Genomic DNA, 25,250 nt, shown 5'->3' with positions numbered 1-25,250 from the left:
AATATAGATGCAAAACCTTGATATCGTGATTGCTTGGGTCGATGGCAATGATGTTGAGTTAAAACGTAAACGTCAGCAATATCTCACAGGTGGTGATGCCTCAGATGCCGTGAGCGATACACGTTTTGCCAGTAATGATGAGATCTATTACAACATTGCATCTATATTGAAGTATGTGCCTTTTTGCCGTCATATTTTCATTGTTACAGATAATCAGCAGCCTGAGTTTTTAAATGAATTTGTAGCGCAAGGTCTTTGTGATACAAATAAAATTCGTGTCGTTGATCATCGTGAGATTTTTGCTGGTTATACGCAATTTCTACCTACGTTTAACACTCGGTCAATTGAAAGCATGTTATGGAATATCAACGGGCTTTCAGATTACTTCATCTACTTAAATGATGACTTCTTTTTTAATTCACCCGCTCAAATTGAAGATTTTCTTGAGAGCAATAAAATCGTCACCTATGGGCACTGGAAAAGTTGTTTTAGTTACAAGACCAAGCTGAAATACCGTCAATTTTTAAATCGTAATTTTAATAAACCGATTCAACCCGGTCATGTGATCGCACAAATGCTGGGTGCTGATATTTTAGGATTTAAAGAATTTTTTGAAATCCATCATTATCCACACTGTGTCGATCGTAAAATTTTAAGTGAATACTTATTGCATCATCCAGACCTATTGGAAACACAGATTAAATATAAATTTAGAAGTGTCGAACAACTAAATCCGATTTCATTGATGAATCATTTAAAGATTCAAAAAAATGAAGCTGTTTTAAAGCCTGATTTAGCTTTGGCTTATTTGAAGAATGCTGAAAGCTTAGCTGCGTTTGTAGACGCATTGAATCAAGACAATATTAAATATGGTTGTATCCAAAGTTTAGATCAACTGAATTCTGAGAATGCTGCACAGGTACGTCGTAAAATGATCGATAAATTATATGATTATTTGCCTAAATCAGTGATTTCAGCCAAAGTTTTATCGTAGGAAGCCAATCATGAAAGTTAAAACATATCTGATCAATTTAGATGGTAGTGATGAGCGGCTTGCTCGCGCAACAGAACAGTTACAGGCGGTAAACTGGGAGTTTGAGCGTTTTTCTGCTTATGATGGCCGTGGCAAAGAATTATCATCTTTTCAGGATTATGATGATGCGTTAACGCAGCAAACTTTAGGAAGACGTTTACTCAATTCAGAACTGGGCTGTTATCTCAGTCATTATGGCTGCGCTCAGAAATTTTTAGCAAGTGATGCAGATTATCTTGTTGTCTTAGAAGATGATATGAAAATTACAGCTGATTTCAAACAATCTATGGATCAAGTTTTAGCTTATTTAGATCGCCATCAAGCGCTAGATTGGTATTTGGTGAATTTAGCGGCAAAGAAGAAAAAGTTAGCCAAAGATATTACTCAGTTAGGTGACTATTCATTGTGGCATGCTTATTATTTTCCTATTCGTGGTTTGGGTTTAATCTGGTCACGTAAAGGTGCTGAAGCGTTTATTGCACAAGGTAAAACAATCGCCATGCCTGTTGATATCTTTTTCCAAACTTGGCTGAGTAAGAATGGAAAAGGATTAGGTGTTTGGCCTGCTTTTGTTCGCCCAGCAGGTCTAGATAGCGATATTTTAGGTACAGTTGCAACACAAGGAATATCTCGTAAAGAGAAAGAAAATCGTGACCATTCTTATGGTTTTAAGAAGCAAAAACGTATGTGGCGTGATCGGATGTATGCATTTAAACATCTTTATTTTTAAGTGTACAAAGATGTTCTAGTAAATAACGTAACGAATATTTTAAATACTGTATAGTTTAAATTTTATTGGTTCCGCTTTTTTGTAAAAAATATTGGATTTTTTATATGAAAATTTTTAAAAAATTATTTTATTTAGCTAAATTTCATATGATGTACTATTACAAAATTAGACATGCTAATCAAAAAATTGATAACTATGCAGGACAACTGATTTTTAATCCTGTTGCTACACCCATTGAATTACCTAAAAAGATATGGATGTATTGGGAAGGTGATTTTCCTGAGTTTGTTGAAAAATGTATTCAAAATACTCAAGCAAAAAATCCATCTTATCAAGTATGTGTACTTAATCCTAAAAATGTCAGCCAGTATAGTGATATTGATTTCTCTTTATTGACGAATGCAACGCCTCAACAAAAGGCTGATTTACTCAGATTTGATCTGTTATATCGGCATGGTGGAATTTGGTTAGATGCCAGTATTATTGTCTATGAAAATCTAGACTGGATTTCTGAGTTGATGCAAAAGAATCAGACAGAATGTTTTTCATATTATCGTAAAAAAAATACCACGCAGATCGATTATCCAGTATTGGAAAATTGGTTGTTGGCAACTGTTCAAAATAATGCTTTTTTTAAATATTGGTATGATGAATTATATTTAGCAATTCAACAAACACCCAAACGCTATGTAGCAAATATTCGAAATACCCAAGAGAACAACAAAGAATTTTTTCAAAGAATCGGTAATTTAGAATATTTAGTCGCCTATGTTGCTTGTCAAAAAGTACTTAGACAATCTTTCCCGAGTATTACGTTAATTAATTGCGATGAAAATGCTTTGTTTTATCAAGTGAAAAATCAGTGGATCAAAGAAAAAATTTTAATTGATTTTGCTATTAATTATCCTCCAACCGAGGCACCTAAATTGTTAAAACTCGCAGGAAAAGAACGGAAAACACTCAGTCATTACTTTTCAAAAAAAATGTATTTCGAAGATAGTTTCCTCGATATTTCTTAGTAAAGTATGTAAGTAAGGATGATTGCTAGACAAAAAAATAGTAAAATAGACCTATTGCTTATAGTCACATCTCTATGAAAAAAATCGTTATTAGCCTATCGACAGCACTTGAACGTAGACAACATATATTGAGTGAGTTTGGGAAAAAAAATGTAGCTTTTGATTTTTTTGATGCTTTAACGCCAGAGCCTGCTGCTATTTTTGCCCAAGCGCTTGATTTAAATATTGATGAGCAAGCTTTAACCAAAGGTGAGGTTGCTTGTTTTATGAGTCACGCCTATTTATGGAAACAAATGGTTGATGAAAATACCCCGTATATGGCGATATTTGAAGACGATATTTATTTAGGCGAAGACGTCAATGAATTTCTTTCTGATAGTCAATGGATAGATCCAAGTTGGCATCTTATAAAATTAGAAGAATTTACACATAGGACTGCTTTAGGAAAAAAAGTAAAATTTTTTAACGATTTTAATGATAGAGCTATTTTTCAATTAAAGAGTAAAAACCTAGGTACTGCTGGCTATATATTGTCTTTAGACGGTGCAAAAACATTGTTGGGCTACATTCAAACACTAGATAAGTTAATTGCCTTAGATCACTTAATGTTTGAATGTGTGATCACAGAAAATATTTTTTCTGTATATCAAATGAAACCAGCGTTATGTATTCAGGATGTAACCCTGTATTCATGCAAAGATAGTGTTCGGTTTGCAAGCCATTTATATAAAGAGCGTTTGCTGAGAAGAAAATATAATAAGAAGAAGGGGGTAGATAAAATTATTTTAGAACTCTATCGTATATTGCATCAGCTAAAAAGTATCCTATTTTTTAAGTCGGTAGGTTTTAAATAAATCGAGTATTTTATGAAAAATTTCGTTATTAGTTTAAAATCAGCAAAAGACCGTAGAGCTCATATTCTTCAGCAATTTGACGACAAAGATATTCCTTTTTCTTTTTTCGATGCGATTGAGCCTGATTCAATTGTAACCCAAGCAGAAAAAATTAATTTGACACTTTGTCAAAGTGATTTAAGTCAAAATGAATTGGCGTGTTTATTGAGTCATGTTTCACTTTGGCAAAAAGCAATCGACGAAAAAATCCCAGCAATCGCAATTTTTGAAGATGATATTCATCTCGGCCAAGATGCTGAATTGTTTTTAAAAGACTCAAATTGGTTAAGTCATGATATTGTGAAAACTGAAAAAGCCTACGCTAAAGTGGTTCTAGATTTAGATAAAACTAAGGTTTTTAACAATAAGAACTTTTTTTTAAGAAGATTGAGAAAAGCTCATCTGGGTGCTGCAGGTTATATTTTGTCTTACAACGGTGCGATTGAGCTTGTTGAATACTTAAAAAAGCAAGACGTTTTTGACCATGTCGATCAAATGATCTTTAGAAAGTATATTTCGGAACGGAAATTAGGGGTTTATCAATTAACACCTGCATTATGTATTCAAGATTATATATTGAACCCCAATGAGCAAAAATTTACGACAAGCCTTCAATGGCGAGATCAAGTTGTATCTAAACCGACAGGACTGCAAAAAGTTTTGAGAGAAGTCAGTCGGGTCTTTATTCAACTTGCTGACCTCCCGTTTAAAACCAAACTCGAATTTATTAGAAGCTCTAAAGATTAATTTATTTAAAATCAATAAATTGAATAGTATGATAGTTTTATAATCGCTTAATTGTTGTATCATTATTTTTGCACTCATCGAGATGGTTTTTCAGTGAATTTTGTTATTAGTTTAGATTCGGCTCTTGATAGAAGACAGCATATTTATTCAGAGTTTAAAAAGCATTCTGTACCATTTAGTTTTTTTGATGCGGTTACACCTGCAACAACCATAGAAAATGCGAAAAGTTTAGGGATTGAATTAACTCGCACAGGCGTCTTAACACAAGGTGAGATCGCTTGTCTATTAAGTCATGTATTGCTATGGAAAAAAATTGTCGAACAAAACTTGGAATATATGGCAATTTTTGAAGATGATGTGCATTTTGGAGAAAACCTACAAAAATTTATTGATGATTTTTCATGGATTCCTAAAAATATACATCTTATAAAATTAGAAGCCTTTGATAAAAAAGTGGATCTCTCATTTTTTCCAACAGCTTTAATCAATGATAGGGCATTGTATCAACTTAAAGCGAAGCATCTCGGTGGAGCTGGTTATATCTTATCAAGAGAAGCTGCAGAATATTTTCTGGCATCTATTCGTAATATGCCTGAGTTAGTTCCAGTTGATCACATATTATTTGGTTGTCATGTGAAATATGGAAAATATAAGGCTTATCAAATGGTGCCAGCAATTTGTGTTCAGGATTTTTATTTACATAAGAAATATGACAATTTTCCGAGTCATTTAGAGAATGAGCGTGCTATTCGCCACGAATCTGACAGGATTGAGCAACATCGGCAGAAAGAAGCAATGACTATACTCAGTAAAATTCAAAGAGAAGTTTTACGATTATTTCATCAAATTTTCAAACTATCGGCATATCGATCTATAAAATTTAAATGAATTTAATTTTCATTGCTGCATCAAAATCATCAGCCACTTGAATTTGTCTAGAATTGTTGAGGAAAAGAGATAGCGTCTTGGATATTTTTATAATAACGCTCTGTATTCGTCAGTTTTAGCATTTCTTTAGAACAAGACAGGATATAAGATGCAGCATCTTTACCAGACTATAATCTAGGCATAAGTAAAATTCAGGACTTAAAGCATATTTTGGAGTGCAAGTTGCGCTGATGATTGCAAAAATAAATAGTTTGCGTCATTAGCATTGTGTATTGATTTAATTTTAGACTATTTATACAAATGAGGCCCATCCTCTAACTTTCTAAATTTTTTATAGCAGGATAAATACGGCCAGACTCTTTTGAAAAATGATCAAGAGGTTGCCTGAAAATACTTGATTTCAGTTTTTGAAACAATATTTTAGCTCAGGATTTATTTTTAAATCAGAAGTTAATTAAATCAAGATCAAAAATAAGCTTTGATCTTATCTACAAAATCAAAGCTTATCAGGACGCATAACAGAGTTGGCATAAAAGCTATGGTTCGTCTGAAGAAGATAAAAACTGTTTGAGTACTTTATATTTAGCCTGTTGAGTAAAGTACTCTTCAGATGATAATGAACCAAAAACAGATAAGTGGCGACCATCCAAAGAATAGGGAATACTTTCTTTTGCCATATGATTTGGTTTAAACAAGTCAGCTTGAGTGAGCAATAACGTATTTGGATAGCGCTGAGTCATGTCTGTGATGTGTTGAAGTGCAATTCTTTGCTGTTTCGCTTTAACATTATCAAAATAATTATTGAGGTTGAAATTTCGATGTAACCACAATGATCTTTTGTATAAAAGGCTAATATTTGCATCAAAGGCATAAGGCTCGGACATCACAATAACTTTCTTATGAGATTGATTGGCGAGCTTTAGCAAACTCTCAAAGCTCTGCTCTTGATGCTGTTGTACAATATCGGACCAGCGACCTGCAAATATTAATACATTGTATTGATTTATATTGTTTTTTAAGTAGTCTCGGTTCAGCATGCATTGCTGGTAGGCTGTTGAGTTTTTGTCCCCTGTAAATTGTTTATCTATACTCGGATAACACCAATTTGTAGTAATAGCATGGATATTTAAGTTGAGTTCTTTACCAAGATAATGCCAAAAGGGAATATTATGCCCTGCAAAAGAATCGCCAAATAAAAGCACGGGTTGAGCATCAGCTTGCTTCGATCCAATATGACATTCAAGACCTTTTTGACCCACCTTAAGACTGTGATCGTCTTTAATATTATAAAAACACCAGCCATTGGAAACTTTTGGCATTTCAAGTTTTTCATTGTGTTTTAAATATAGAGAATCTGCGCGACTTTTTACACCATCCTTGTTGATGTATGAATAGAGCATAGATGCAGAAATAAGAAGAATAAAGAATAGTAAATAGCAGTAATATACCTTGATATTGACTAAATATTTTCTTGAGCTTTCAATATATTTATAGCTTAACCAACCTAAGATAAAAGAGATTAGAATCGCTAAACTAATATTGATGAAGTCTTTTTCAAAGAAAAAATATCCAAGTAAAAAGGCAACAGGCCAATGCCACAAATAAATAGAGTAAGAGGCACTGCCTATATTTTGAATTAATTTAAATTTTGTGAAAATTGAATTTTGCTGATTGGCAATAAGAATCAACATCGTTCCAACTACAGGAACTAATGCGTTATAACTTGGCCATATCGTATCTTGACCAAACAGAACTAAACTGAGCACAATGCATGAGAAACCAACAATTTCAAAAAAATACTTTATCGGTTGGGTTGGTGTATACGTTCTAAAATAATAATAAGCCAAGCCACCAGCAAGCAATTCCCAAGCACGAGAGCTGAGCTTAAAAAAAGCATAGATGGAGTCTTTAGATGAGATATAAATCGAAAAGCTTAAAGATGAAATACATAATAAGATTAAAAATATCCCTAAGAATTTTTTATTTTGAATAATTTTAAAATATAAATAAACAAGAATAGGAAATAATATATAAAATTGCCATTCTACTGATAAAGACCAAGTATGCAGTAAGGCTTTATCATGTGAGCTTACAGCAAAATAATCACCTGCTTGACGGTAATATAAGTCATTGGATAAAAAACTTAGACTATATTTTGCATCTTTAGCAAATAGCTTAAAATCTTCTGGGATGAAAAAAAAACATCCACAAACCGTCATAGCCAATACGACAAAAAATAGTGCAGGAAAAATCCGTGTGATTCGCGCTAAATAAAAGTTTATAAAAGAGAAACTGTTTCTTTCAAGGTTCTCAATAATAATTTTGGTCATTAGATAACCAGAAATAACAAAGAAAACATCGACGCCTAAAAAACCAGCAGAAAATCCTGAAACCCCGAAATGGAACAGAACGACAAGTATTACGGCATAGGCGCGGAGCCCATTGATATCATCACGAAAATTTTTGGTTTGCATATTGAAAACGAATTAGGAGCTAAGGTGAATCCAAGTTTTATAAAAGCTTTGGATCTAATTTCTCGAATGACTCTATCGCACTCTTAAGTGAAAGATTGTAAACTTTAATATTCTGCTTGTTTAAAAAGTGCGAGGCAGCGTCAAATGCTGGAAATATTTCAGTTAAGTATTGATTGAGCATTGTCGGTTGTTTGTTGGTACTCTTTTCATAAAAACGTGGCTGATTAAAGTTATTCATATCTAAACCTGCCAAATAAATTTCTTGATAAGATAGGGCATAAACAATCTGTAAAGCAACATATGGCACTGTGAAATAGTCAAAAATGGCATCATGGATATGCTGAGAAAATCCTTTATTTCCTTCTAAGTAAAAATAGTTTTGGTGAGGGTTGATGGTAATACGTGGCCCTAAAAATCGTTCAACTTTACCTTCTGTAATCGTTTCAATGACTTTAATTTGGCACTTAATTTGATCAGGATGAATTTTTCTGAAAATTATATCAAGACAGCGGGGTGTGGTGAAAAAAGTACATTGGCTCTGAAGTACTTTGAGCACTAAATCAAAACGGTTTTGAGTAAAATTATGATCGATAATGACATAATATTTAAATTGAACGTGATCTAATGAAATTGATCCATTAACACCTATATAATCAATATCTTGCTTTTGAAATACGTCTGCTGGATATTTCTGAATAGAGGGTCCTGTTGCAATCAACATGCTTTTTTTACAAGCACTTGTTGGCATGACTGAATTATCGACAACAAGTTTCTTGCGAAAATAAATCTGATCAATTCCACCAAATTTATTTCTTTTTACAGAATAATAAGGCCAGTATCTGCGATTATGTCGGTATGTTTTAGGGTGGCTATGTTTATAAATTAATTTATATATATTTCTTAAAATAAAATTTGAAAACAGCAATTGAATCGATTGTGGTACTTTATAGTTCATATAGCGTCGTAATGAGAAAATGAGTGAAGATGGAAAATTGTCTATTCGACAATTTATCCATCTAAAGTGAATGTAGATTTTTTAAATTTAGCTTTAATTTTACGTATTTGCTTGTTCAACCAATTGGTTTCTTGATCTGGACGAGTCACTTTATTACCGTGGTAATTAATTTGACTTGCTTTTGAAAAAGTTCCAAAAGGTTCAATTAAATAATTTTCAGGTCTATATCCCAGCTCCAGTGCTTCTGCATAGTATTGATCAAATAATTCAACTAAATCTTGACGAGGATGAGGCATAATTTTGCCATCAAACCAATGCTTTTGATTCATTTCAGCAAGACGTGGAATCGCATACTTATGACTAAATTGAGTTCCCATGTCTGAATAATGTAATACTTTAATTTGTTCGATCGCTAAATCCTCACCATCAATATTGTTGTAAGAATCTTGGTAAGGTTCAACTAACTGAGGCTTTTCTTTGATAAGACGCATTAAATTCTTATGACTTTCCGGATTGTTACGGATCTCATCAAGTGGTGGGAGATATTGTTTAGCTTTTTCACAATCCCACACGCAAGTACATAAACGTGCTGAACTTTTCCCACCTTTCGCAATAACAATTGCATCATTATTCATCGGGTGTGACCAAAGTTCTGCAATATCACAGAGCACGATTACATCTGCATCCATATAAATCGCACGGCCTTTGAAGTCACATAACTCAGGTATTGCCCAGCGGAAACCTGAAAAAGGTGTTGCCCACTTTTCTGTAGACCATCCTTTACCTGTGTCTTGATTGCTGTACCATGGACTATTTATGTCATGACTAAGTTGCATCCAAATAATTTCAACATTATGCTGTGTATGTTTACGAACACTGTGTTCTAATACCATAAGTTGTTCAAGGTCACAGTTATTGGGATCGCAACCTACAAAAATTTTAATGTTTTCAGTAATCATTATTTATAGCCCCTAAAATCACATTTATTAGAGTGGTGCCATATAGTATATCGCTAAATGCGATTAAATTAAATGAACATTAATCTTTATCGTGGAGTCGATCTCAAAATTAAATTTATAAGTAATTGTTGTAAGAGTTTTTATGAAAAATTTTGTTATTAGTTTATCAACGGCTCAAGACCGCCGTAAGCACATCGATGCTGAATTTGCAAAACAAGAAGTAAATTTTGAATTTTTTGATGCGATTACACCTGCGAATATAGATATCGCGACATCTCAACTTGGGATGGTCGGGTATACAACAAATTTACATCAAAATGAAGTGAGTTGCTTACTCAGTCACATGTTGTTGTGGAAAAAAGCCATAGATGAGCAACTTGATTATATTGTAATTTTTGAAGATGATATTTATTTAGGTGAGCATGCAAAAGATTTTTTATTGGATGATGCATGGATTCCAAAAGAATGTTCAGTGATCAAGTTGGAAGTCTTTTATAAAAAAATTGGTGTGGCGTTAAAACAACAAAACCTTTCAGCTCCCAACGCTCGTAAGCTATTGTTATTACGCGAGGCACATATGGGATGTGGTGGTTATATCTTATCCCTAGATGTAGCAAAAAAATTACTCAGTTTTATCGTTGAATCAAAAGTATTGATTCCAGTCGATCACTTTTTGTTTAGAGAGTGCCCTGAGCTTGAAGTGTACCAACTTAGCCCTGCATTATGTATTCAAGATATGATCTTGAGGAGAGGTAATACACAATTTCCCAGTGCCTTAGAGGACGTGAGAAATCTCAGAAAAGGTAAGTCTCTAAAAAAAGAAAACTTGAAATTCAGTGTTAAATTGAAAAAAGAATGTTCACGAATTTTTAGAAAAATTCAAAAAATGTTGATTACGCTGACAAAGTTTAGACAGGGTATTCGGGTTGTGAAAATAAAATTCCGTTAAAATTTAATATTTAAATATGATTTTGAGTATTGATTAGTGGTAAGAATTTGCTTATTTATACAAATTCCTGCCGCCCTCTAATTTCCTAAATCGTTTATAACCCCATAAATATTGTTCAGGAGCGATGTTAATCATTCGCTCCATTTCTTTGTTCAAGGTATCGACAGAAAGCTGTAAATCTTTAGAATTAATATCTTGAGATAGTGCCGTAAAATGTATATCAAAACCTGAGAAATCAGGGCGACGGACACAAGTCAAACCCACGACTGAACATTGGGTTTTTGCAGCAAGCTTTGAAAGCAAAGTTGAAGAAAATGCTTTTTGCCCATAAAACTCAGAATAAATACCGCCAGACTCTTTGGGAATATGGTCAGGAAGTATAGCGGTAAATCCACCTTGTTTTAAATGTTTAAATAAGGCACGTACACCAGTATCATCAGTAGGTACCAATGTTGCATTTAAGCGTTGGCGAGACTCTAGCATAAACTGATCTAAGTCTTTATTTCGACTCGGCTTATACATGATAACGGGATGAGTATGTTGATTGATCCAGGCATTCATGAGTTCCCACGCCCCAAAATGAGGGACCACACCAATACTACCATTGGGATTCTTTAATGCATTGAGAAAAATCTCAGCATTATAGACCTGTTTAATTTGTGCTAAGGCGAACTCTGGAGGAGATCCCCAAATTTTAATTGACTCTGCATAAGTCATACATTGACTTTTTAAACTGGCTTTAATCAGTTGATTACGTTGTTGTTCATCAAGCTCAGGATATGCCGCAGTTAAATTCAATTCAGTGGTGCGTTTTGCTGAAGAATTACTCATAAACAATAAATTCCCGACACCTCTAGCAATACTTTGTATCATACCTAGAGGTAATCGAGAGAAAGTTTTAAGTAGCTTATACATTTAATGAATATTAGTCGCGGTCAGCATTGCCTTTCAACACCAAGTAAATCAGTGCTGAAATAATAAAGAAACCAGCAATAAAACTGCTCATGCTGAAATATAAAATACGTTGATAAGTATCTAAATTAAACAACTGATGGCTTAGGATATAACGCATAAATCCCCATTGAACCACTGAAAATACAATGATAATAATTGTATGACGAAGTACATTAGGTCGCATAGCCATAGGTTTTCACCTCAAAAGTTAACAGCGATAGTATGCCATTTATGAGAACTTATCTCAATTAGAACCTATCGAAATAAAATACATACGCAAAACAGAAAACCCTGCATAGCGCAGGGTTTTCGATGAAATAGCTAAAAATTATTTAGCTTCTTCAGCTTTCGGTTTTTCGCGTAAACGAATACCCAAGTCACGCAATTGATTTGGTTCAACTGGCGCAGGTGCTTGAGTTAATGGACACTCAGCCGTTTTAGTTTTCGGGAAAGCAATCACGTCACGAATAGATGATGAACCTGTCATCAACATCACTAAACGGTCTAAACCGAATGCTAAACCACCATGAGGAGGCGCACCGAATTTTAAAGCATTTAATAAGAAACTGAATTTTTCTTCAGCTTCTTCTTCGCCAATACCTAAAGCTTCAAAAATCGCTTTTTGCATTTCTAAAGTATAGATACGCAATGAGCCACCACCGATTTCAGTACCATTCAATACCATATCGTAAGCAACAGAAAGTGCTGAACCTGGATTGCTTTTCACTTCTTCAACACTTGATTTTGGCAGTGTGAATGGGTGGTGAACAGAGGTCCATTTACCATCATCAGTTTCTTCAAACATTGGGAAATCAACAACCCAAAGTGGCGCCCACTCGGTTGTTGACATGTTCATGTCGTGACCGATCTTGATACGTAAAGCACCCATTGCATCATTTACAACTTTGGCTTTATCGGCACCAAAGAATACGATGTCGCCATTTTCAGCACCAACACGCTTTAACAAATCAAGCACGATTGGTTCGATGAATTTAACGATAGGTGATTGAAGACCTTCGATACCTTTTTCAAGTTCATTGACTTTAATATAAGCCAAGCCTTTCGCGCCATAAATTCCAACGAATTTAGTGTATTCATCAATTTGGCTACGTGGCAGTGAACCTGCTCCTGGTACACGAAGTGCAACAATACGGCCTTTAGGATCTTTTGCTGGGCCGGCAAATACTTTGAACTCAACGTCCTGCATCATGTCAGCAACGTCTACAAGTTTCAAAGGGATACGTAAGTCTGGTTTGTCAGATGCATAATCACGCATAGCATCTGCATAAGTCATGCGTTGGAATTTGTCGAATTTTACGCCAAGAAGTTCATTGAACATCTTAACGGTCATGCCTTCCATCAAATCCATAATATCGTCATCGTTTAAGAACGATGTTTCGATGTCGATTTGAGTAAATTCTGGTTGACGATCTGCACGTAAATCTTCATCACGGAAACATTTTGCGATTTGGTAATAACGGTCTACACCACCAACCATCAACAATTGTTTAAATAGTTGTGGTGATTGCGGAAGTGCATAAAAGCTACCATTTGAAACACGGCTAGGTACTAAATAGTCACGCGCGCCTTCAGGTGTTGCACGTGTCAAGATTGGTGTTTCAACATCCAAGAAGCCATGTTCATCTAAGTAGTTACGAATTAACGTGGTTACTTTAGAACGGAAACGTAAGCGATCAATCATTTCTGGGCGACGAATATCGAGGAAACGATATTTCAGACGGATTTCTTCAGAAATATTGGCATTTTCATCATTCAATGGGAATGGTGGAGTTTCAGATGCAGCAAGAACTTCGATTTCTTTACCTAAAACTTCGATTTGACCACTCACCATATTGGCATTTTCGGTGCCTTCATAGCGACGACGTACACGTCCTACAATTTTTAATACATATTCTGAACGTGCTTTATCCGCAGTTGCAAATGCTTCTGGGGTATCTGGATCGATGACGACTTGAACGAGACCATCACGATCACGCATATCAAGGAAAATCACCCCACCGTGGTCACGGCGACGATGTACCCAGCCGCAAAGCGTTACAGTCTGGTCAATTTGAGCTTCGGTTAAAGAACCGCAATAATGAGTTCGCATCATAGCGTTAAAAATCCAACTATATGGGTTAAGGAAGCGAGTACGTAAACAGCGCATCGCCTAAAAATGTAATGTGAGATTATGCCTCTTTGAGCGGTGAGTCACAAGGACTTGGGGCAAAAACTAGCATGTTGCCGAATAAATTTAAGCTGATTTTGATAAAGTTTCAGTGACTGAAACGGCAAATAGAGCATCATTCAAAATATTTTTTATAATTTAAATAATGAAACAATAGACAACCTAAAGTGAAACAAAGGATTGAACCTTGGGTAAAAAATTTCATAAACAAGCCAATCAGCACATATAGATCAGTGTCTTGTGGAACGACGCCTATACTTTTGGCAACATACACATAATATAAGCAGCCACTAAAAAATGAGCTTACAAATAAGCTTATACAGAAAAAATTTACTTTAAGATTGCGTATTTGACGGGCTCTATATTTAAAAAAGTAATGTAAACCCATCCACATTAAAAACGGTAAAGCCGCAGCAGAGCAGCCGATTTGTAGAACTTTATGCATCGGATAAATACGATCAAACATACTGACGGGTTGCGCTAAAAATTCTTTAAAAGCGAAAGTTCGAAAATCTAAATGGGTTAAACCATCCCAAATAATATGGGTTGCTGTACCTAAGATAATCGCCAATACCATCCAAATTAGAAATTGAAAAAAAGTTGAAAAAGAAGCAATGTTTAATGGTTTTTGAATGCCTAAAAACTTAAATAATAATGGGCGATATAAGCTATACCAAAGTAAGCAGAACAGTAATCCCACCAATAAATCTGGATAGATAATTCCTTTAAATTGATGATTTAAATAAATTTCAGTTTTAACCAATACTCTATACAAATCTGGCGTCATTGTGCCAATCGCGAGTGCTGCAATCGGCAAGCGATTTCCTGAAAGTTTGGACAAAGGTGGCGCTAAAACAGCATGTGAAAGTGTAAAGGGCATTGAAAATAGGTTATTAAAACTTATATTAGGAAATTATTCGTTAATTTGTTGTTTACATCAATGAATTAAATGTAATTTCAAAGTAGAATATTACAAAAAATTGAGTAGATCTAAAGTGTCAATGTTTGAAAGTTATTCTTTGATGATAAAAAATAATAAATTTATTTTTTTAATATCTATCCTTTTTGTTATTGTATTTACGCATTATATTTTTAATGATAATTTTCGGCATTGGAATATTTCAATTGTTTTAATTTTACTTTTTACCTATTTTGGGATTAAAGGGGAAGTTATAAAACCAAATTTTTATCTGATTGCATTTTGTTGTATTGGTTTTATTAGTACTACTGTATTAAATCAGTCACTTTTTCGACTTGATTCAGTTCCGCATAATCTATTGAGTACGTATAAGCATATTATTAACCAGTATATTTGGTTTATTCCATTCATTTTTTTACCGACAATTTATTATAAAAGTAATTTTAATGCCGAGTGTTTTTATCGAATATTGTTTTTTATATTGTTTTTGTTGACCCCTTACTTATTGTATTGGGGGGTGATGTTACAGTTTGATCGCGGCCTGTTTAGTATTTTCTTTAATCCAGTGATTAGTTATGATATCGGCTTTATTTCGCTCACAATACTTTTGCTATGTTATTCATTTTATTTAAAAGGTAAACAATCTTATTTATATTTGGTGACCAGCTTACTCTGTATGTTTCTTTTAATCCTTCATGGCACTAGAGGAGCATGGCTGGGGTTGCTATTTGTATTGGGCTTTTTGGTTCTTTTCTATACTAAAACTCAATTAAAAAAAATCATTTTGATGCTGGGTTTGGTTGTTTGTTTTATTGGCATAAATATGGCTATACCAAACTCACCACTGCTAAAAAGAGTTGAAAACTTTCAATCTGATTCACTTAATATTCGTAATAATAATTATCAAAATAGTTCGGGAATTAGGTTATTCCTTTGGAATAATTCAGTGGAAATGTTTAAAACCTCACCTATCACAGGAATCGGGATGTATGAAATAGAAGCTGATAATTGCCGTTTATATAAACGAGGCGATTTACCACATTGTTTTCAGCACATGCATAGCATCTACTTCCATGAATTAGCAGCAAATGGTTTGATTGGATTTATTGGTTTATTGATGACATTTTTGACTGCTTTGGTTTTTTTTATAAAGCATATCTTTGCTAAAAATTTGCTAATTCAAAACTTAGCAATCACTGGTACAGTGTTCGTAATCTATTATATGTGTAGCGGTCTTACGGAATATTATTTATTTTTTCAAAATACGACCTATGTGTTCTATTGGGTGACTGCTTCCCTTATGAGCTTTATTTTGATCAATAAGCTTATGAAAGAAAAATAAATTTAATTTTAAATGCAAAGGAAATCAATTTTGATTTCCTTTTTTTATTGCAAAAATATTGAAATGTTATAATATAACATAATTCAAAAATATTGAGCTTTGAGAGCAATCGCATGTCCTTTACCAAAAGTGCCCTAACACTTTCCATTTCTGCAGTTATTTCAACTTCTATTTGGGCTGAAGATCAAACCAATACTGAAAAAAATCCACAACAATTAGAAACCATTACCGTTGTTGGACATCCCTTAGTCCGTTCAAGTCAAGATTTTGGCGTTGCAGATGAAACTGTTTCACGTGAAAAATTACAACAGGCGGGCACGACTTTAGGTGAAGCACTCAAAGATGAATTAGGAGTCTATTCCAATACCTTTGGGGCGGGTTCTAGTCGCCCTGTAATTCGTGGGCAAGAGGGTGCACGGGTTAAAGTGACTCAGAATGCAACAGAGACAATGGATGTTTCAAGCTTATCACCCGATCATGCCGTCACTGTAGATCCGCAGCTGGCACAAAAAATTGAAGTCATTCGTGGACCATCAACATTATTATATGGGGCTGGGTCTGTGGGTGGTTTAGTCAATGTGGTTGACAGTAAGATTCCGACAGCGATGCCTGAAAATGGTTATGAAGGCAATGTTGGTCTGCGTTATAACACAGGCAACGACGAAAAAATGGCACATGCTGGGGTGACTGTTGGTTTAGGTTCAAATGTTGCATTACGTGTAGAAGGCTTAAAACGCGATGCCAATGATTACATTACCCCGAACTATATCGTAACAGAAGAGCATGGTGATCATGCACATAGTACGAAAGAGCGTCGAGTTGGCAATACATTTTCAGAGTCTGAAAATGTAAATGTCGGCTTATCTTGGATCGGTGAACGTGGTTTTGCGGGTGTGTCTTATAGCAATCGCCAAGATCAATACGGTTTACCTGGGCATAGCCATGAATATGAGTCATGCCATTTACATGGCTTATCACTTCATTGTGGTGGGCACGATGATGACGACCATGCGGGCCATGACCATGATCATGGTGAAGAAGACCATGATCACGCTGAAGCTGGGCCATGGATTGATATGAAAACAGAACGTTATGATTTCCGTTCTGAGCTCAATGAGCCTTTTGCTGGCTTTAAAAAACTTCGTGCACAAGCAAGTTATACCGACTATCAACATGATGAAATTGAAGGAAGTACAGCAATGACAACCTTCAAGAGCAAAGGTTATGAAGGTCGTGTTGAGTTGTTACACAATCCGATTGCTGCTTGGGAAGGGGTGTGGGGTGTTCAAGCCAGCCAGCAAAAATTAGATATCACAGGTGAAGAAGCGGTTCTTGCACCAAATAAAACCCAAAAATATAGTGTATTTGGCTTAGAGCATCGCCAATTTGGTGATTTTCATGTGGAATTAGGGACTCGTTTTGATCATCAAACAGTGGATGTCGACTCAGATCAAAAAGACTTTGATGGCAATGCATTCTCATATTCTGGTGCTGTGAATTGGGCATTTGCACCAAATTACACGCTCTCTTTAACGGGTTCTCATCAAGAACGATTGCCTTTAGCACAAGAACTTTATGCTGATGGAAAGCATTATGCGACCAACACCTATGAATTGGGCAATCAAGACTTAAATAAAGAGAAGTCAAATAATGTGGAATTAGGTCTTCATTATGACAATGACAAGTTGAGCTATCATGTACATGTCTATCAAAATTGGTTTGATAACTACATTTATGCCAAAACTTTGGATCAATACGAAAACTTCCGTTTGATCAAATATAGTCAAGATAAAGCTAAGTTCTATGGTACAGAAGGTGAAGTCGCTTATCAGTGGAATGATGTGTATAAAACCAGTCTGTTTGGTGACTATGTACGTGGGAAAATTGAAGATGAGAATGCACCGCGTGTTCCTGCTGGTCGTTTAGGCGCTCGTGTAAATGCTGAGTTTGATGAGCATTGGTCTGGTTCAGCAGAATATTCACATGTGTTTAATCAAGATAAATTTGCGTCTTATGAACAAGAAACCAAAGGTTATAACATGGTGAACCTAGGCGTTGCTTATCAATATCCTTTGGCCAACAAACAAGAAGCGAAAGTATTCTTTAAAGCCAACAACCTGTTGGACGAGAAGATTTATGAACACACTTCTTTCTTATCGAATATTCCACAAATTGGACGTAACTTTGTCATAGGTATGGACTATAAGTTCTAATTATTTGCAATCATTCACCAAATCGTTATTGAAAAATAAAGGAATTCGACCTAGGCTCTAAGGGTCTGCCAATACTTCATCTGTATTTGCGACAACGAGTGTTTTTTAGAGGGTACAAGGCATGAGCTATGAAATTTAGTGATCTAAATGAGTAGATCATAACGATGTAGCATCAAAAAACACTCTAGTCCCCCCAAGGGTTGTGGTTAAAATTATCTCAAACATCGTTATGAAACTTGAAAATAGTCTCGCTATTCTCTTCATTTCATGCCTCGTTTGCTCAATTTTAGCCGACAACGCAAGTTATATATGAAATGTTGACAGACCCTAAATTGGTCTAGGTCTTTTCTTATGCGTATCTTCAATAAAATTCAAAACAAACTGAATTGGTCAAAACGTCGCTATTTCGGCATTATTATCGGCATATTGGCCTTAGGATATCTCTCATCTGCGATTTATCATGTTTATAAACCGCTTCCTAAAGGGCTGAATTTTACCGGACCATTGCGTCACGCCAATGTAAAATTTATTGCCGATGAAACCTATATTGATGCGCAAGGGAAGCAGCAACTTGATCAACATATCTTTGATCAGGTGTTACAGCTGATTAAGCAAGCCAAGACCACCATTGTGATTGATATGTTTCTATTTAACAGTGAAGTCGGCGATTCTAAAGTTCAGCAACGAGAATTAACCAAGCAATTAACCCAAGCCTTGATTAATGAAAAAATTGTAAACCCAAGCTTAGAAATTAAGTTTATTACCGATCCAATCAATTCTGTTTATGGTGGAATTCAGCCTGAACAATATCGTCAATTACGTTTAGGCGGTATTGACGTGATTGAAACGAATTTAACACCACTCCGCGCATCTAATCCTACTTGGTCTGGAATATGGTATTTATGCTGTCAGGATATTGGCAATAACCCAAATAAAGGCTGGCTGAATAATCCATTTGGTAAAGAAAAAATTACAGTCCGCAGTTATTTAAATTTATTTAATTTTAAAGCCAATCATCGTAAAACCATTGTGGTCGATACAGCGGAAGGTTGGAAAACCATCGTCACATCTGCCAATCCTCATGATGGTAGCTCACGCCACTCCAATATCGCATTAATGGTTGATGGTGCAACTGCGACAGATATTTTAAATACCGAACAAACTGTCGCGCATATGTCGGGAGGTGATACGCCTTTTGTTGCATTTGGCAAACTACCTGAAAATCCAAATGATCCTCAGGTTCAAGTACTCACTGAAAAAGCAATTTATGATGCGGTCTTAAACATGTTGGCGTCAGCAAAAGCCAATGATCAAATTGATTTAGCCATGTTCTATTTGTCAGAGCGCCGAATTGTTCAAGGTTTAGTTGCTGCCAAGCAACGTGGAGTGAAATTACGTATCTTGCTTGATCCGAATAAAGATGCATTTGGTCGTCAAAAAAATGGTATTCCAAACCGTCAAGTGGCTTCAGAGTTAAATGACGCAGGAATTGATGTGCGTTGGTGTAATACCCAAGGTGAGCAGTGCCATAGTAAGATGATCGTAAAGCATAATGCGCAATCTGCGGAAATGATTTTAGGTTCTGCCAACTTTACCGCACGTAATTTAAAAAATTATAATTTGGAAACTGATTTACGCGTGGTTGGCAATCCACAACAACAAGTCTTTATCGATGCTGAACAGTATTTTAATACGGCTTGGTCAAACTTAAATGGGCGTCAAATGAGTGTGGATTACAGTAAGTACGCTGATGAATCAAAACTTAAATACGGGGTTTACCGTTTTATGGAATGGAGTGGTTTGTCGACGTTTTAGTATTTCAATTGTTTGAAAGCAGAAGTACTGTATTTGCAAAATAAATTAAAAATATAAGTGAGTAAGAAGCTCAAGTCGATATTTGAGCTTCTTACTGCATAATTCTAAGTTTTTGAAATTTATGTAGATTAAATTACTGCGGATTTGGTGGAACTAACTCATCCAAATCTTTATTTGAAATATGATCTAACTCATGTAAATCAGTTTTGATTTTCCATTTGCTTTCATCATCTACGGGTTTTGGTAAACGTGCCTCTAACCAGTCACACACCACATCGGGCGAAAAATCTGCATGGTTACATTGAATCACCCAAGCTAAAAATTGTTTCGCTTCACCATTCATATACGGAGGAGGAGAAACGGGTAAAAACTGAGTCGGAAGACGTTCATTTTTAGAAATATAATTTAGAACGTGACCAAGTTCTTGTACAGTTTGCCACGCTAAAGGATGGTCAATATTGATTTGAAATTTAAACCACCATGCTTGTTTGCCATCTGAACCATAGCTATCAATAAATGCTTCTTGCACACTTGGGATTTTGCAAAAAAATTGATGTAAACGGTCAAAGCTCAGTTCAGCCACAATACAGCACTCATCAGATTAAAATTATATTTTATCAGATTGATGTCAGAATTTACCCAAGTTGATGTATAAACAATAAAGAAGATTAAATTTTGACTGTAATTCATCCATTATTTATCTTGAATGATATATTAAGCTGTTGTGTATATGTTCAAGTTTGGAGGTTGAAATGAAACAGAGACTCAGTTTAAGTGTCTTGATGTTGATGCTTTCAGCAACTTCAACAATGACATGGGCAGACGCTAAAGATTGGGCGAATTATCGCAGTGTTGAGCGCCCTCAAAAGAAATATCCAACAACGACCTATAAATATACGGATCAATATGGCCGCCAAATGTCACAGGAGATTCCTGTTCGACCTCAATACCCGCATCCAAATGGCCCACACCCAAGTTACCCACCACAAAATGGTGTGACGATTATTTATAATCACCAGTTTCCAACCCAGACGGAGTATTCAGGTAGCAGTTATGGTTATGTAAATGGGGAGGGTGGTCATATAGAAAGTTCGCAATACACGTTGATTAGTGATTGGCGCCGTTATGGTTTACCTGATCCGCAGGTTGGTATGCATTGGATTTTCCAGAATGGTCGTTATTTACAAGTGCCCAATGATCGCTGAACGTGATTTAAAAGCATCATCATGATCAATAGCAATGTATTAAATTTTCAACACATTAAAAAAGTCCCTTCTCCACTTTGCCTTAGACTTTAATATAGTATTACTTTGATTTTGCTTAGGGAGAAGGGTAAGCGCATGAATCAAGACAAAAGACTAAGCCAGTTCATCATCTTCTGGTCGTGGTGTTTTACCATGGGGTAATGATTTTTCAGTATGCTTATCGCGAATGACAGAAGGATATGTCCAAGACGCATATCTCACGATCAAAATTGCAATAGCTAAAATTAAAACAGATCCTGTGATAATCACTAAATCCATATCTGCTTTATGGTCATGCTGTATATCTGAAATTAGTAACCGCGTGAGTGCGGTGATTGCGATATAAATTAAGAAACGTACAGGCATGTGGTTGGTCTTAAAATAGATCCCCACCATCGCGCCTAATTCCAAATAGATGAATAACAATAAAATATCGTCAATACTGGCATATTGTTTTACGGTTAAAATTTCAATAATTGTATGTACCGCTGACCAAGCGATCATACAGCCAATGATAAACAGCGCAATATAATGAAATGCTTCTACTGCAATATTGCCCAATTTATCGAGGAGGTTTTCTATTTTTTCTATACGTGGATCTTTATTCATAACATCCTCCATTTGCCTGTGTTATTTACGATTAAACACTATGCAAATTTCATGCACATGAAAACAAAAGTAAAATGTTTATAGTGAATAAATCACAACGATTTAATTAAGAAATTGATCATTTCATCTGATTGGGCTATAGATAGATTATTTTCAATACAATGAAAGGAATAACAATGTATTTGTACCGACCAATTGGGCTTTTTGAATATCAATTGATTGAAAAGGGTGACTTTAAAAATTTCCCACCAAGATTGTATTGGCAACCTATTTTCTATCCTGTTTTAAATCAGAAATATGCTGAAAAAATTGCTTTAGATTGGAATACCAAAGATCAAGCAAGTGGTTATATTGGCTATGTCACTCGTTTTGAGCTGAGTGATGAGTATCTGGCTCAGTTTGAAATACATACGGTTGGTGATGACTTTTGTCAGGAGTTATGGATTCCCGCTGAGCGATTAGACGAGTTTAATCAGCAAATTATAGGCAACATTGAAGTGGTTAATATTTTCAAAGGTGAAGCTTTTACTGAAAATGCTGAATTACCTGAAATCTTTAAAACCAGCCCAGATGGCTCGAAAGAGTATTAGGAAATAAAACATGTATCTTCCTACTCATTTTAAACAAGAGAATCTCCCTGAACTTTTCGATTTAATTGAAAAGCATCCATTGGGAAGTTTGATGGTTATCTATGATGGTGAAATTGAAGCGAATCATATTCCTTTTGAATTGGATCGGTCAGCTGGCAAGTCTGGATTGTTACGTGGGCATATCGCCAAAGCCAATCCTTTACTGAATGTGTTAGAACAGATTCAATCGGCTTATGTGATTTTCCATGCTGAACAAAGTTATATTTCACCGAATTGGTATCCAGGAAAATTTGAGCATCATCGGGAAGTACCGACATGGAACTATCGTGTTGTGCATGTGAAGGGAACAATTCGAAAAATAGATGATGAAAAATATTTGCGGGGTATTTTGGCGCGATTGACTCGACAACATGAAGCACCACAGGCGCTACCTTGGAAAATGGGAGATGCGCCCAACGATTATATCGAAGAGCAATTAGAAAAAATTGTGGCGATTGAAATCGAAATAGATTCAATTGTAGGAAAATTTAAAGTCAGTCAAAATCGCAGCGCTGTGGATGCCACAAGTGCGGCAAATGCTTTGCAAAACCAATCTCCAGAGATGGCTGAATCGATTCGGAAGTTTTATCCAAAGTAAGATTATCTGATGTAACTTGATTTATGTTGCGATCAACTTTTATAGCCACACGATATAATTGCACCATCCTTGATTTTAAGATGCATAGAAAAGCAAACCTAACGGCTTTATGACGTCCAAGAGATATAGATCAGCAGGTGTTCTAAAAAAGCATCAGTTGCAAATAAAAAAACGCCCGAATCATCGGGCGTTTTAATGTCTTATTTCAGTTGATGATGAAATTAAGCCTGATTCGTAAAATAATCTTCACTGAAATTCATAATAACTTCTGCACCTGCTTTGATTTTAGCAACACGTGCATTTAAATCAGGCAAGAGGCGTTGAATGAAATAATGAGTCAATGCAAGTTTGTCTTGGTAGAATTGACCTTGCTTATTTTTTGCAGCATTGGCAATACGAGCAAACATGTAAGAGAAGCTTAATAAGCCAACAACATGCAGATACTCTACTGCCGCAGCATTTGCGAAATCAGCATTTTCTTTTGCACGTTCTAAAATATGCTGCGTAATCATATCTACTTCAGTTGCAATATCTAAAGTCGCATCTTTAATGAAGTTTAAGTCTGTATCTAGACCATTAGCAAAATCACGGATTTCTTCAATATATTCAGCAATGAATTCACCATTACATTTAATTGTTTTACGACCAATTAAATCTTGTGACTGAACGCCGTTGGTGCCTTCATAGATTTGTGCGATACGTAAGTCACGCACACACTGTTCCATACCCCATTCACGAATATAGCCATGACCACCAAACACCATTTGCGCGTCAATTGCAGCATTAAATGCAGTATCTGTTAAATAAGCTTTGGCAATTGGCGTCAATAATGCAACACGATTATTTGCCTTCGCTACAGCTTCAGGATCGGTTGAAAATTTAGTAATGTCGAGTTGTTGACCTACGTAAACAGCAAATGCGCGAGAAGCTTCATTGTTGGCACGTGCATTGAGTAACATACGACGCACATCACCATGTACAAGGATGCTGTCAGCAGGTTTGTTTGGAGATTTAACACCTGTCGCACTACGGCCTTGTACACGATCAGTCGCATACTGTGCTGCATTTTGGTATGCATATTCAGAAGCACCTAGGCCTTGAATACCCATCGACAAACGTTCGTAATTCATCATCACGAACATAGCTGCAAGCCCTTCATTTTCTTTACCAACAAGGAAACCTTTGGCTGCATCAAAGTTCATGACACATGTTGCAGACGCTTTGATTCCCATTTTGTGTTCAATTGAACCAGGACCCGCTGTATTACGTTCGCCCAATGAACCGTCAGCATTGACGAGGAATTTAGGCACGATAAAGAGTGAGATACCACGTGAACCCGCAGGTGCATCAGGTGTTTTTGCTAAAACAAGGTGAATGATGTTGTCAGCAAGATCGTGGTCACCACCAGTAATGAAGATTTTAGTACCAGTAATGTTATACGTACCATCTTGGTTAGGTTCAGCTTTAGTTTTGATAATCCCTAAATCTGTACCTGCATGAGGTTCAGTTAAACACATCGTACCAGACCATTCACCTGAATAGATTTTAGGTAAATAGGTTTCTTTCTGTTCTTGAGATGCATAGCTGTTTAACGCCATACCAGCACCAACAGAGAGAAGCGGGTAGAGCATGAATGATGGATTGGTAGCAAATAACATTTCATCTGCAAGTACAGTCAGCATTTTTGGCATTGCCTGACCGCCCCATTCCTCTTCAGCACCTAGGCCAATCCAACCGCCTTCAGCGTATTGTTGGAATGCTTCTTTAAAACCAGCAGGTGTCGTGACTTTGCCATTTTCATAATGAGCGCCTTCTTCATCACCTGTGCGGTTTAAAGGAAGCGTAACATTTTGTGCAAATTTAGCCATTTCTTCTAAAATTGCTTCAGCCGTTGCTGCATCAACATGTGCAAGCTTTTCGTTGGCTTGCCAGAATTGCTCTGCATTGAAAACGTCATTCAGAATGAATTTCATATCTGCAAGTGGCGCATTATAAATTGGCATGTTCGTTCACCTGTTTATTGTTTGAATCTGTAGACTTAGATCAGTTTAACCAACAAGCATGTATGTTGTTAGATGGTCTAAGTAAATAA

General features: G+C 35.7%; 23 protein-coding genes. 13 read left to right on the top strand and 10 right to left on the bottom strand.

Translation table 11 applies throughout. The features are described 5' to 3' along the window. Positions 1-7: 7 nt before the first annotated feature. From ACQ7EO_RS18210 to ACQ7EO_RS18185, 6 genes are all read left to right on the top strand, one after another. Positions 8-994, top strand: coding sequence for a Stealth CR1 domain-containing protein (locus ACQ7EO_RS18210; RefSeq protein WP_434278270.1), 987 nt, complete (start codon positions 8-10; stop codon positions 992-994). A gap of 10 nt (positions 995-1,004) precedes the next feature. Next, a complete protein-coding gene (locus ACQ7EO_RS18205) occupies positions 1,005-1,763 on the top strand; it encodes a glycosyltransferase family 25 protein (protein WP_209826839.1) in 759 nt (252 codons plus the stop codon). A 104-nt stretch (positions 1,764-1,867) separates the two neighbouring features. After that, positions 1,868-2,782: a glycosyltransferase family 32 protein gene (locus tag ACQ7EO_RS18200; protein ID WP_434278269.1), complete on the top strand. Its 915-nt coding sequence runs from the start codon at positions 1,868-1,870 to the stop codon at positions 2,780-2,782. A 74-nt stretch (positions 2,783-2,856) separates the two neighbouring features. After that, positions 2,857-3,636, top strand: a complete 780-nt coding sequence (locus ACQ7EO_RS18195) for a glycosyltransferase family 25 protein (protein ID WP_004819051.1) — start codon at positions 2,857-2,859, stop codon at positions 3,634-3,636. Between the two features lie 12 nt (positions 3,637-3,648). After that, positions 3,649-4,422, top strand: a complete 774-nt coding sequence (locus tag ACQ7EO_RS18190) for a glycosyltransferase family 25 protein (protein ID WP_434278268.1) — start codon at positions 3,649-3,651, stop codon at positions 4,420-4,422. Between the two features lie 93 nt (positions 4,423-4,515). Beyond that, a complete protein-coding gene (locus tag ACQ7EO_RS18185) occupies positions 4,516-5,310 on the top strand; it encodes a glycosyltransferase family 25 protein (RefSeq protein ID WP_434278266.1) in 795 nt (264 codons plus the stop codon). 536 nt (positions 5,311-5,846) lie between these two features. Here ACQ7EO_RS18185 and ACQ7EO_RS18180 read toward each other — a convergent pair. The 3 genes from ACQ7EO_RS18180 to ACQ7EO_RS18170 are packed head-to-tail and all read right to left on the bottom strand — an operon-like array spanning position 5,847 to position 9,698. Further along, positions 5,847-7,784, bottom strand: a complete 1,938-nt coding sequence (locus ACQ7EO_RS18180; RefSeq protein WP_434278264.1) for an acyltransferase family protein — start codon at positions 7,782-7,784, stop codon at positions 5,847-5,849. Positions 7,785-7,821: 37 nt separating this feature from the next. Continuing rightward, positions 7,822-8,739, bottom strand: a complete 918-nt coding sequence (locus tag ACQ7EO_RS18175) for a lipopolysaccharide biosynthesis protein (RefSeq protein WP_096735472.1) — start codon at positions 8,737-8,739, stop codon at positions 7,822-7,824. Between the two features lie 53 nt (positions 8,740-8,792). Beyond that, on the bottom strand, positions 8,793-9,698 hold the full coding sequence (locus ACQ7EO_RS18170) for a glycosyltransferase (protein WP_004819062.1): 906 nt from the start codon (positions 9,696-9,698) through the stop codon (positions 8,793-8,795). Positions 9,699-9,840: 142 nt separating this feature from the next. Here ACQ7EO_RS18170 and ACQ7EO_RS18165 point away from each other — a divergent pair, with 142 nt between their 5' ends. Next, a complete protein-coding gene (locus tag ACQ7EO_RS18165) occupies positions 9,841-10,647 on the top strand; it encodes a glycosyltransferase family 25 protein (protein WP_434278261.1) in 807 nt (268 codons plus the stop codon). A gap of 51 nt (positions 10,648-10,698) precedes the next feature. On the opposite strand, the gene ACQ7EO_RS18160 is transcribed toward ACQ7EO_RS18165, so the two are convergent. The 4 genes from ACQ7EO_RS18160 to ACQ7EO_RS18145 form a co-directional block, all read right to left on the bottom strand. Then, entirely contained in the window at positions 10,699-11,562 is an 864-nt protein-coding gene (locus tag ACQ7EO_RS18160) for a lysophospholipid acyltransferase family protein (protein ID WP_434278260.1), read from the bottom strand. A gap of 10 nt (positions 11,563-11,572) precedes the next feature. Beyond that, positions 11,573-11,791, bottom strand: coding sequence for a hypothetical protein (locus ACQ7EO_RS18155; RefSeq protein ID WP_004723114.1), 219 nt, complete (start codon positions 11,789-11,791; stop codon positions 11,573-11,575). A 138-nt stretch (positions 11,792-11,929) separates the two neighbouring features. Continuing rightward, a complete protein-coding gene (gene aspS / locus ACQ7EO_RS18150; protein WP_244015034.1) occupies positions 11,930-13,714 on the bottom strand; it encodes an aspartate--tRNA ligase in 1,785 nt (594 codons plus the stop codon). Positions 13,715-13,904: 190 nt separating this feature from the next. Continuing rightward, positions 13,905-14,669: a DUF4184 family protein gene (locus ACQ7EO_RS18145; RefSeq protein WP_244015035.1), complete on the bottom strand. Its 765-nt coding sequence runs from the start codon at positions 14,667-14,669 to the stop codon at positions 13,905-13,907. 559 nt (positions 14,670-15,228) lie between these two features. Between ACQ7EO_RS18145 and ACQ7EO_RS18140 the strand changes: the two genes are divergently transcribed. The 3 genes from ACQ7EO_RS18140 (at position 15,229) to ACQ7EO_RS18130 (ending at position 20,078) form a co-directional block, all read left to right on the top strand. Continuing rightward, positions 15,229-16,050, top strand: coding sequence for an O-antigen ligase family protein (locus tag ACQ7EO_RS18140; protein ID WP_434278259.1), 822 nt, complete (start codon positions 15,229-15,231; stop codon positions 16,048-16,050). Between the two features lie 113 nt (positions 16,051-16,163). Then, complete coding sequence (gene znuD, locus ACQ7EO_RS18135; RefSeq protein ID WP_244015039.1) at positions 16,164-18,263, top strand: zinc piracy TonB-dependent receptor ZnuD; 2,100 nt, start codon at positions 16,164-16,166, stop codon at positions 18,261-18,263. A 351-nt stretch (positions 18,264-18,614) separates the two neighbouring features. Then, complete coding sequence (locus ACQ7EO_RS18130; RefSeq protein ID WP_239046444.1) at positions 18,615-20,078, top strand: phospholipase D family protein; 1,464 nt, start codon at positions 18,615-18,617, stop codon at positions 20,076-20,078. 133 nt (positions 20,079-20,211) lie between these two features. Here the strand turns inward: ACQ7EO_RS18130 and ACQ7EO_RS18125 are convergent, their stop codons facing one another. Next, positions 20,212-20,661, bottom strand: a complete 450-nt coding sequence (locus ACQ7EO_RS18125; protein WP_096733160.1) for a hypothetical protein — start codon at positions 20,659-20,661, stop codon at positions 20,212-20,214. A gap of 169 nt (positions 20,662-20,830) precedes the next feature. Here ACQ7EO_RS18125 and ACQ7EO_RS18120 point away from each other — a divergent pair, with 169 nt between their 5' ends. Beyond that, a complete protein-coding gene (locus ACQ7EO_RS18120; protein WP_434278257.1) occupies positions 20,831-21,283 on the top strand; it encodes an RcnB family protein in 453 nt (150 codons plus the stop codon). 153 nt (positions 21,284-21,436) lie between these two features. Here ACQ7EO_RS18120 and ACQ7EO_RS18115 read toward each other — a convergent pair whose 3' ends face one another. After that, complete coding sequence (locus ACQ7EO_RS18115) at positions 21,437-21,931, bottom strand: phosphate-starvation-inducible protein PsiE (protein ID WP_004723097.1); 495 nt, start codon at positions 21,929-21,931, stop codon at positions 21,437-21,439. Between the two features lie 176 nt (positions 21,932-22,107). Here ACQ7EO_RS18115 and ACQ7EO_RS18110 point away from each other — a divergent pair, with 176 nt between their 5' ends. Both ACQ7EO_RS18110 and ACQ7EO_RS18105 read left to right on the top strand, forming a co-directional pair. After that, the gene (locus ACQ7EO_RS18110; protein WP_034609953.1) at positions 22,108-22,521 is read left to right on the top strand and encodes a hypothetical protein; all 414 of its coding nucleotides are present in this window, start codon (positions 22,108-22,110) and stop codon (positions 22,519-22,521) included. A 10-nt stretch (positions 22,522-22,531) separates the two neighbouring features. Further along, positions 22,532-23,158, top strand: coding sequence for an FMN-binding negative transcriptional regulator (locus ACQ7EO_RS18105; RefSeq protein WP_434278254.1), 627 nt, complete (start codon positions 22,532-22,534; stop codon positions 23,156-23,158). Between the two features lie 221 nt (positions 23,159-23,379). Here ACQ7EO_RS18105 and ACQ7EO_RS18100 read toward each other — a convergent pair whose 3' ends face one another. Continuing rightward, positions 23,380-25,161 (bottom strand): acyl-CoA dehydrogenase C-terminal domain-containing protein, encoded by a 1,782-nt coding sequence (locus ACQ7EO_RS18100; RefSeq protein WP_004723090.1) that lies wholly within the window; start codon positions 25,159-25,161, stop codon positions 23,380-23,382. Between the last annotated feature and the right edge of the window lie 89 nt (positions 25,162-25,250).

Source organism: Acinetobacter sp. CE-15 (assembly GCF_051059255.1).
Classification (GTDB): domain Bacteria; phylum Pseudomonadota; class Gammaproteobacteria; order Pseudomonadales; family Moraxellaceae; genus Acinetobacter; species Acinetobacter guillouiae.
The sequence above is the reverse complement of the archived record's forward strand: the minus strand, read 5'-3'. Positions and strand labels throughout refer to the sequence as shown.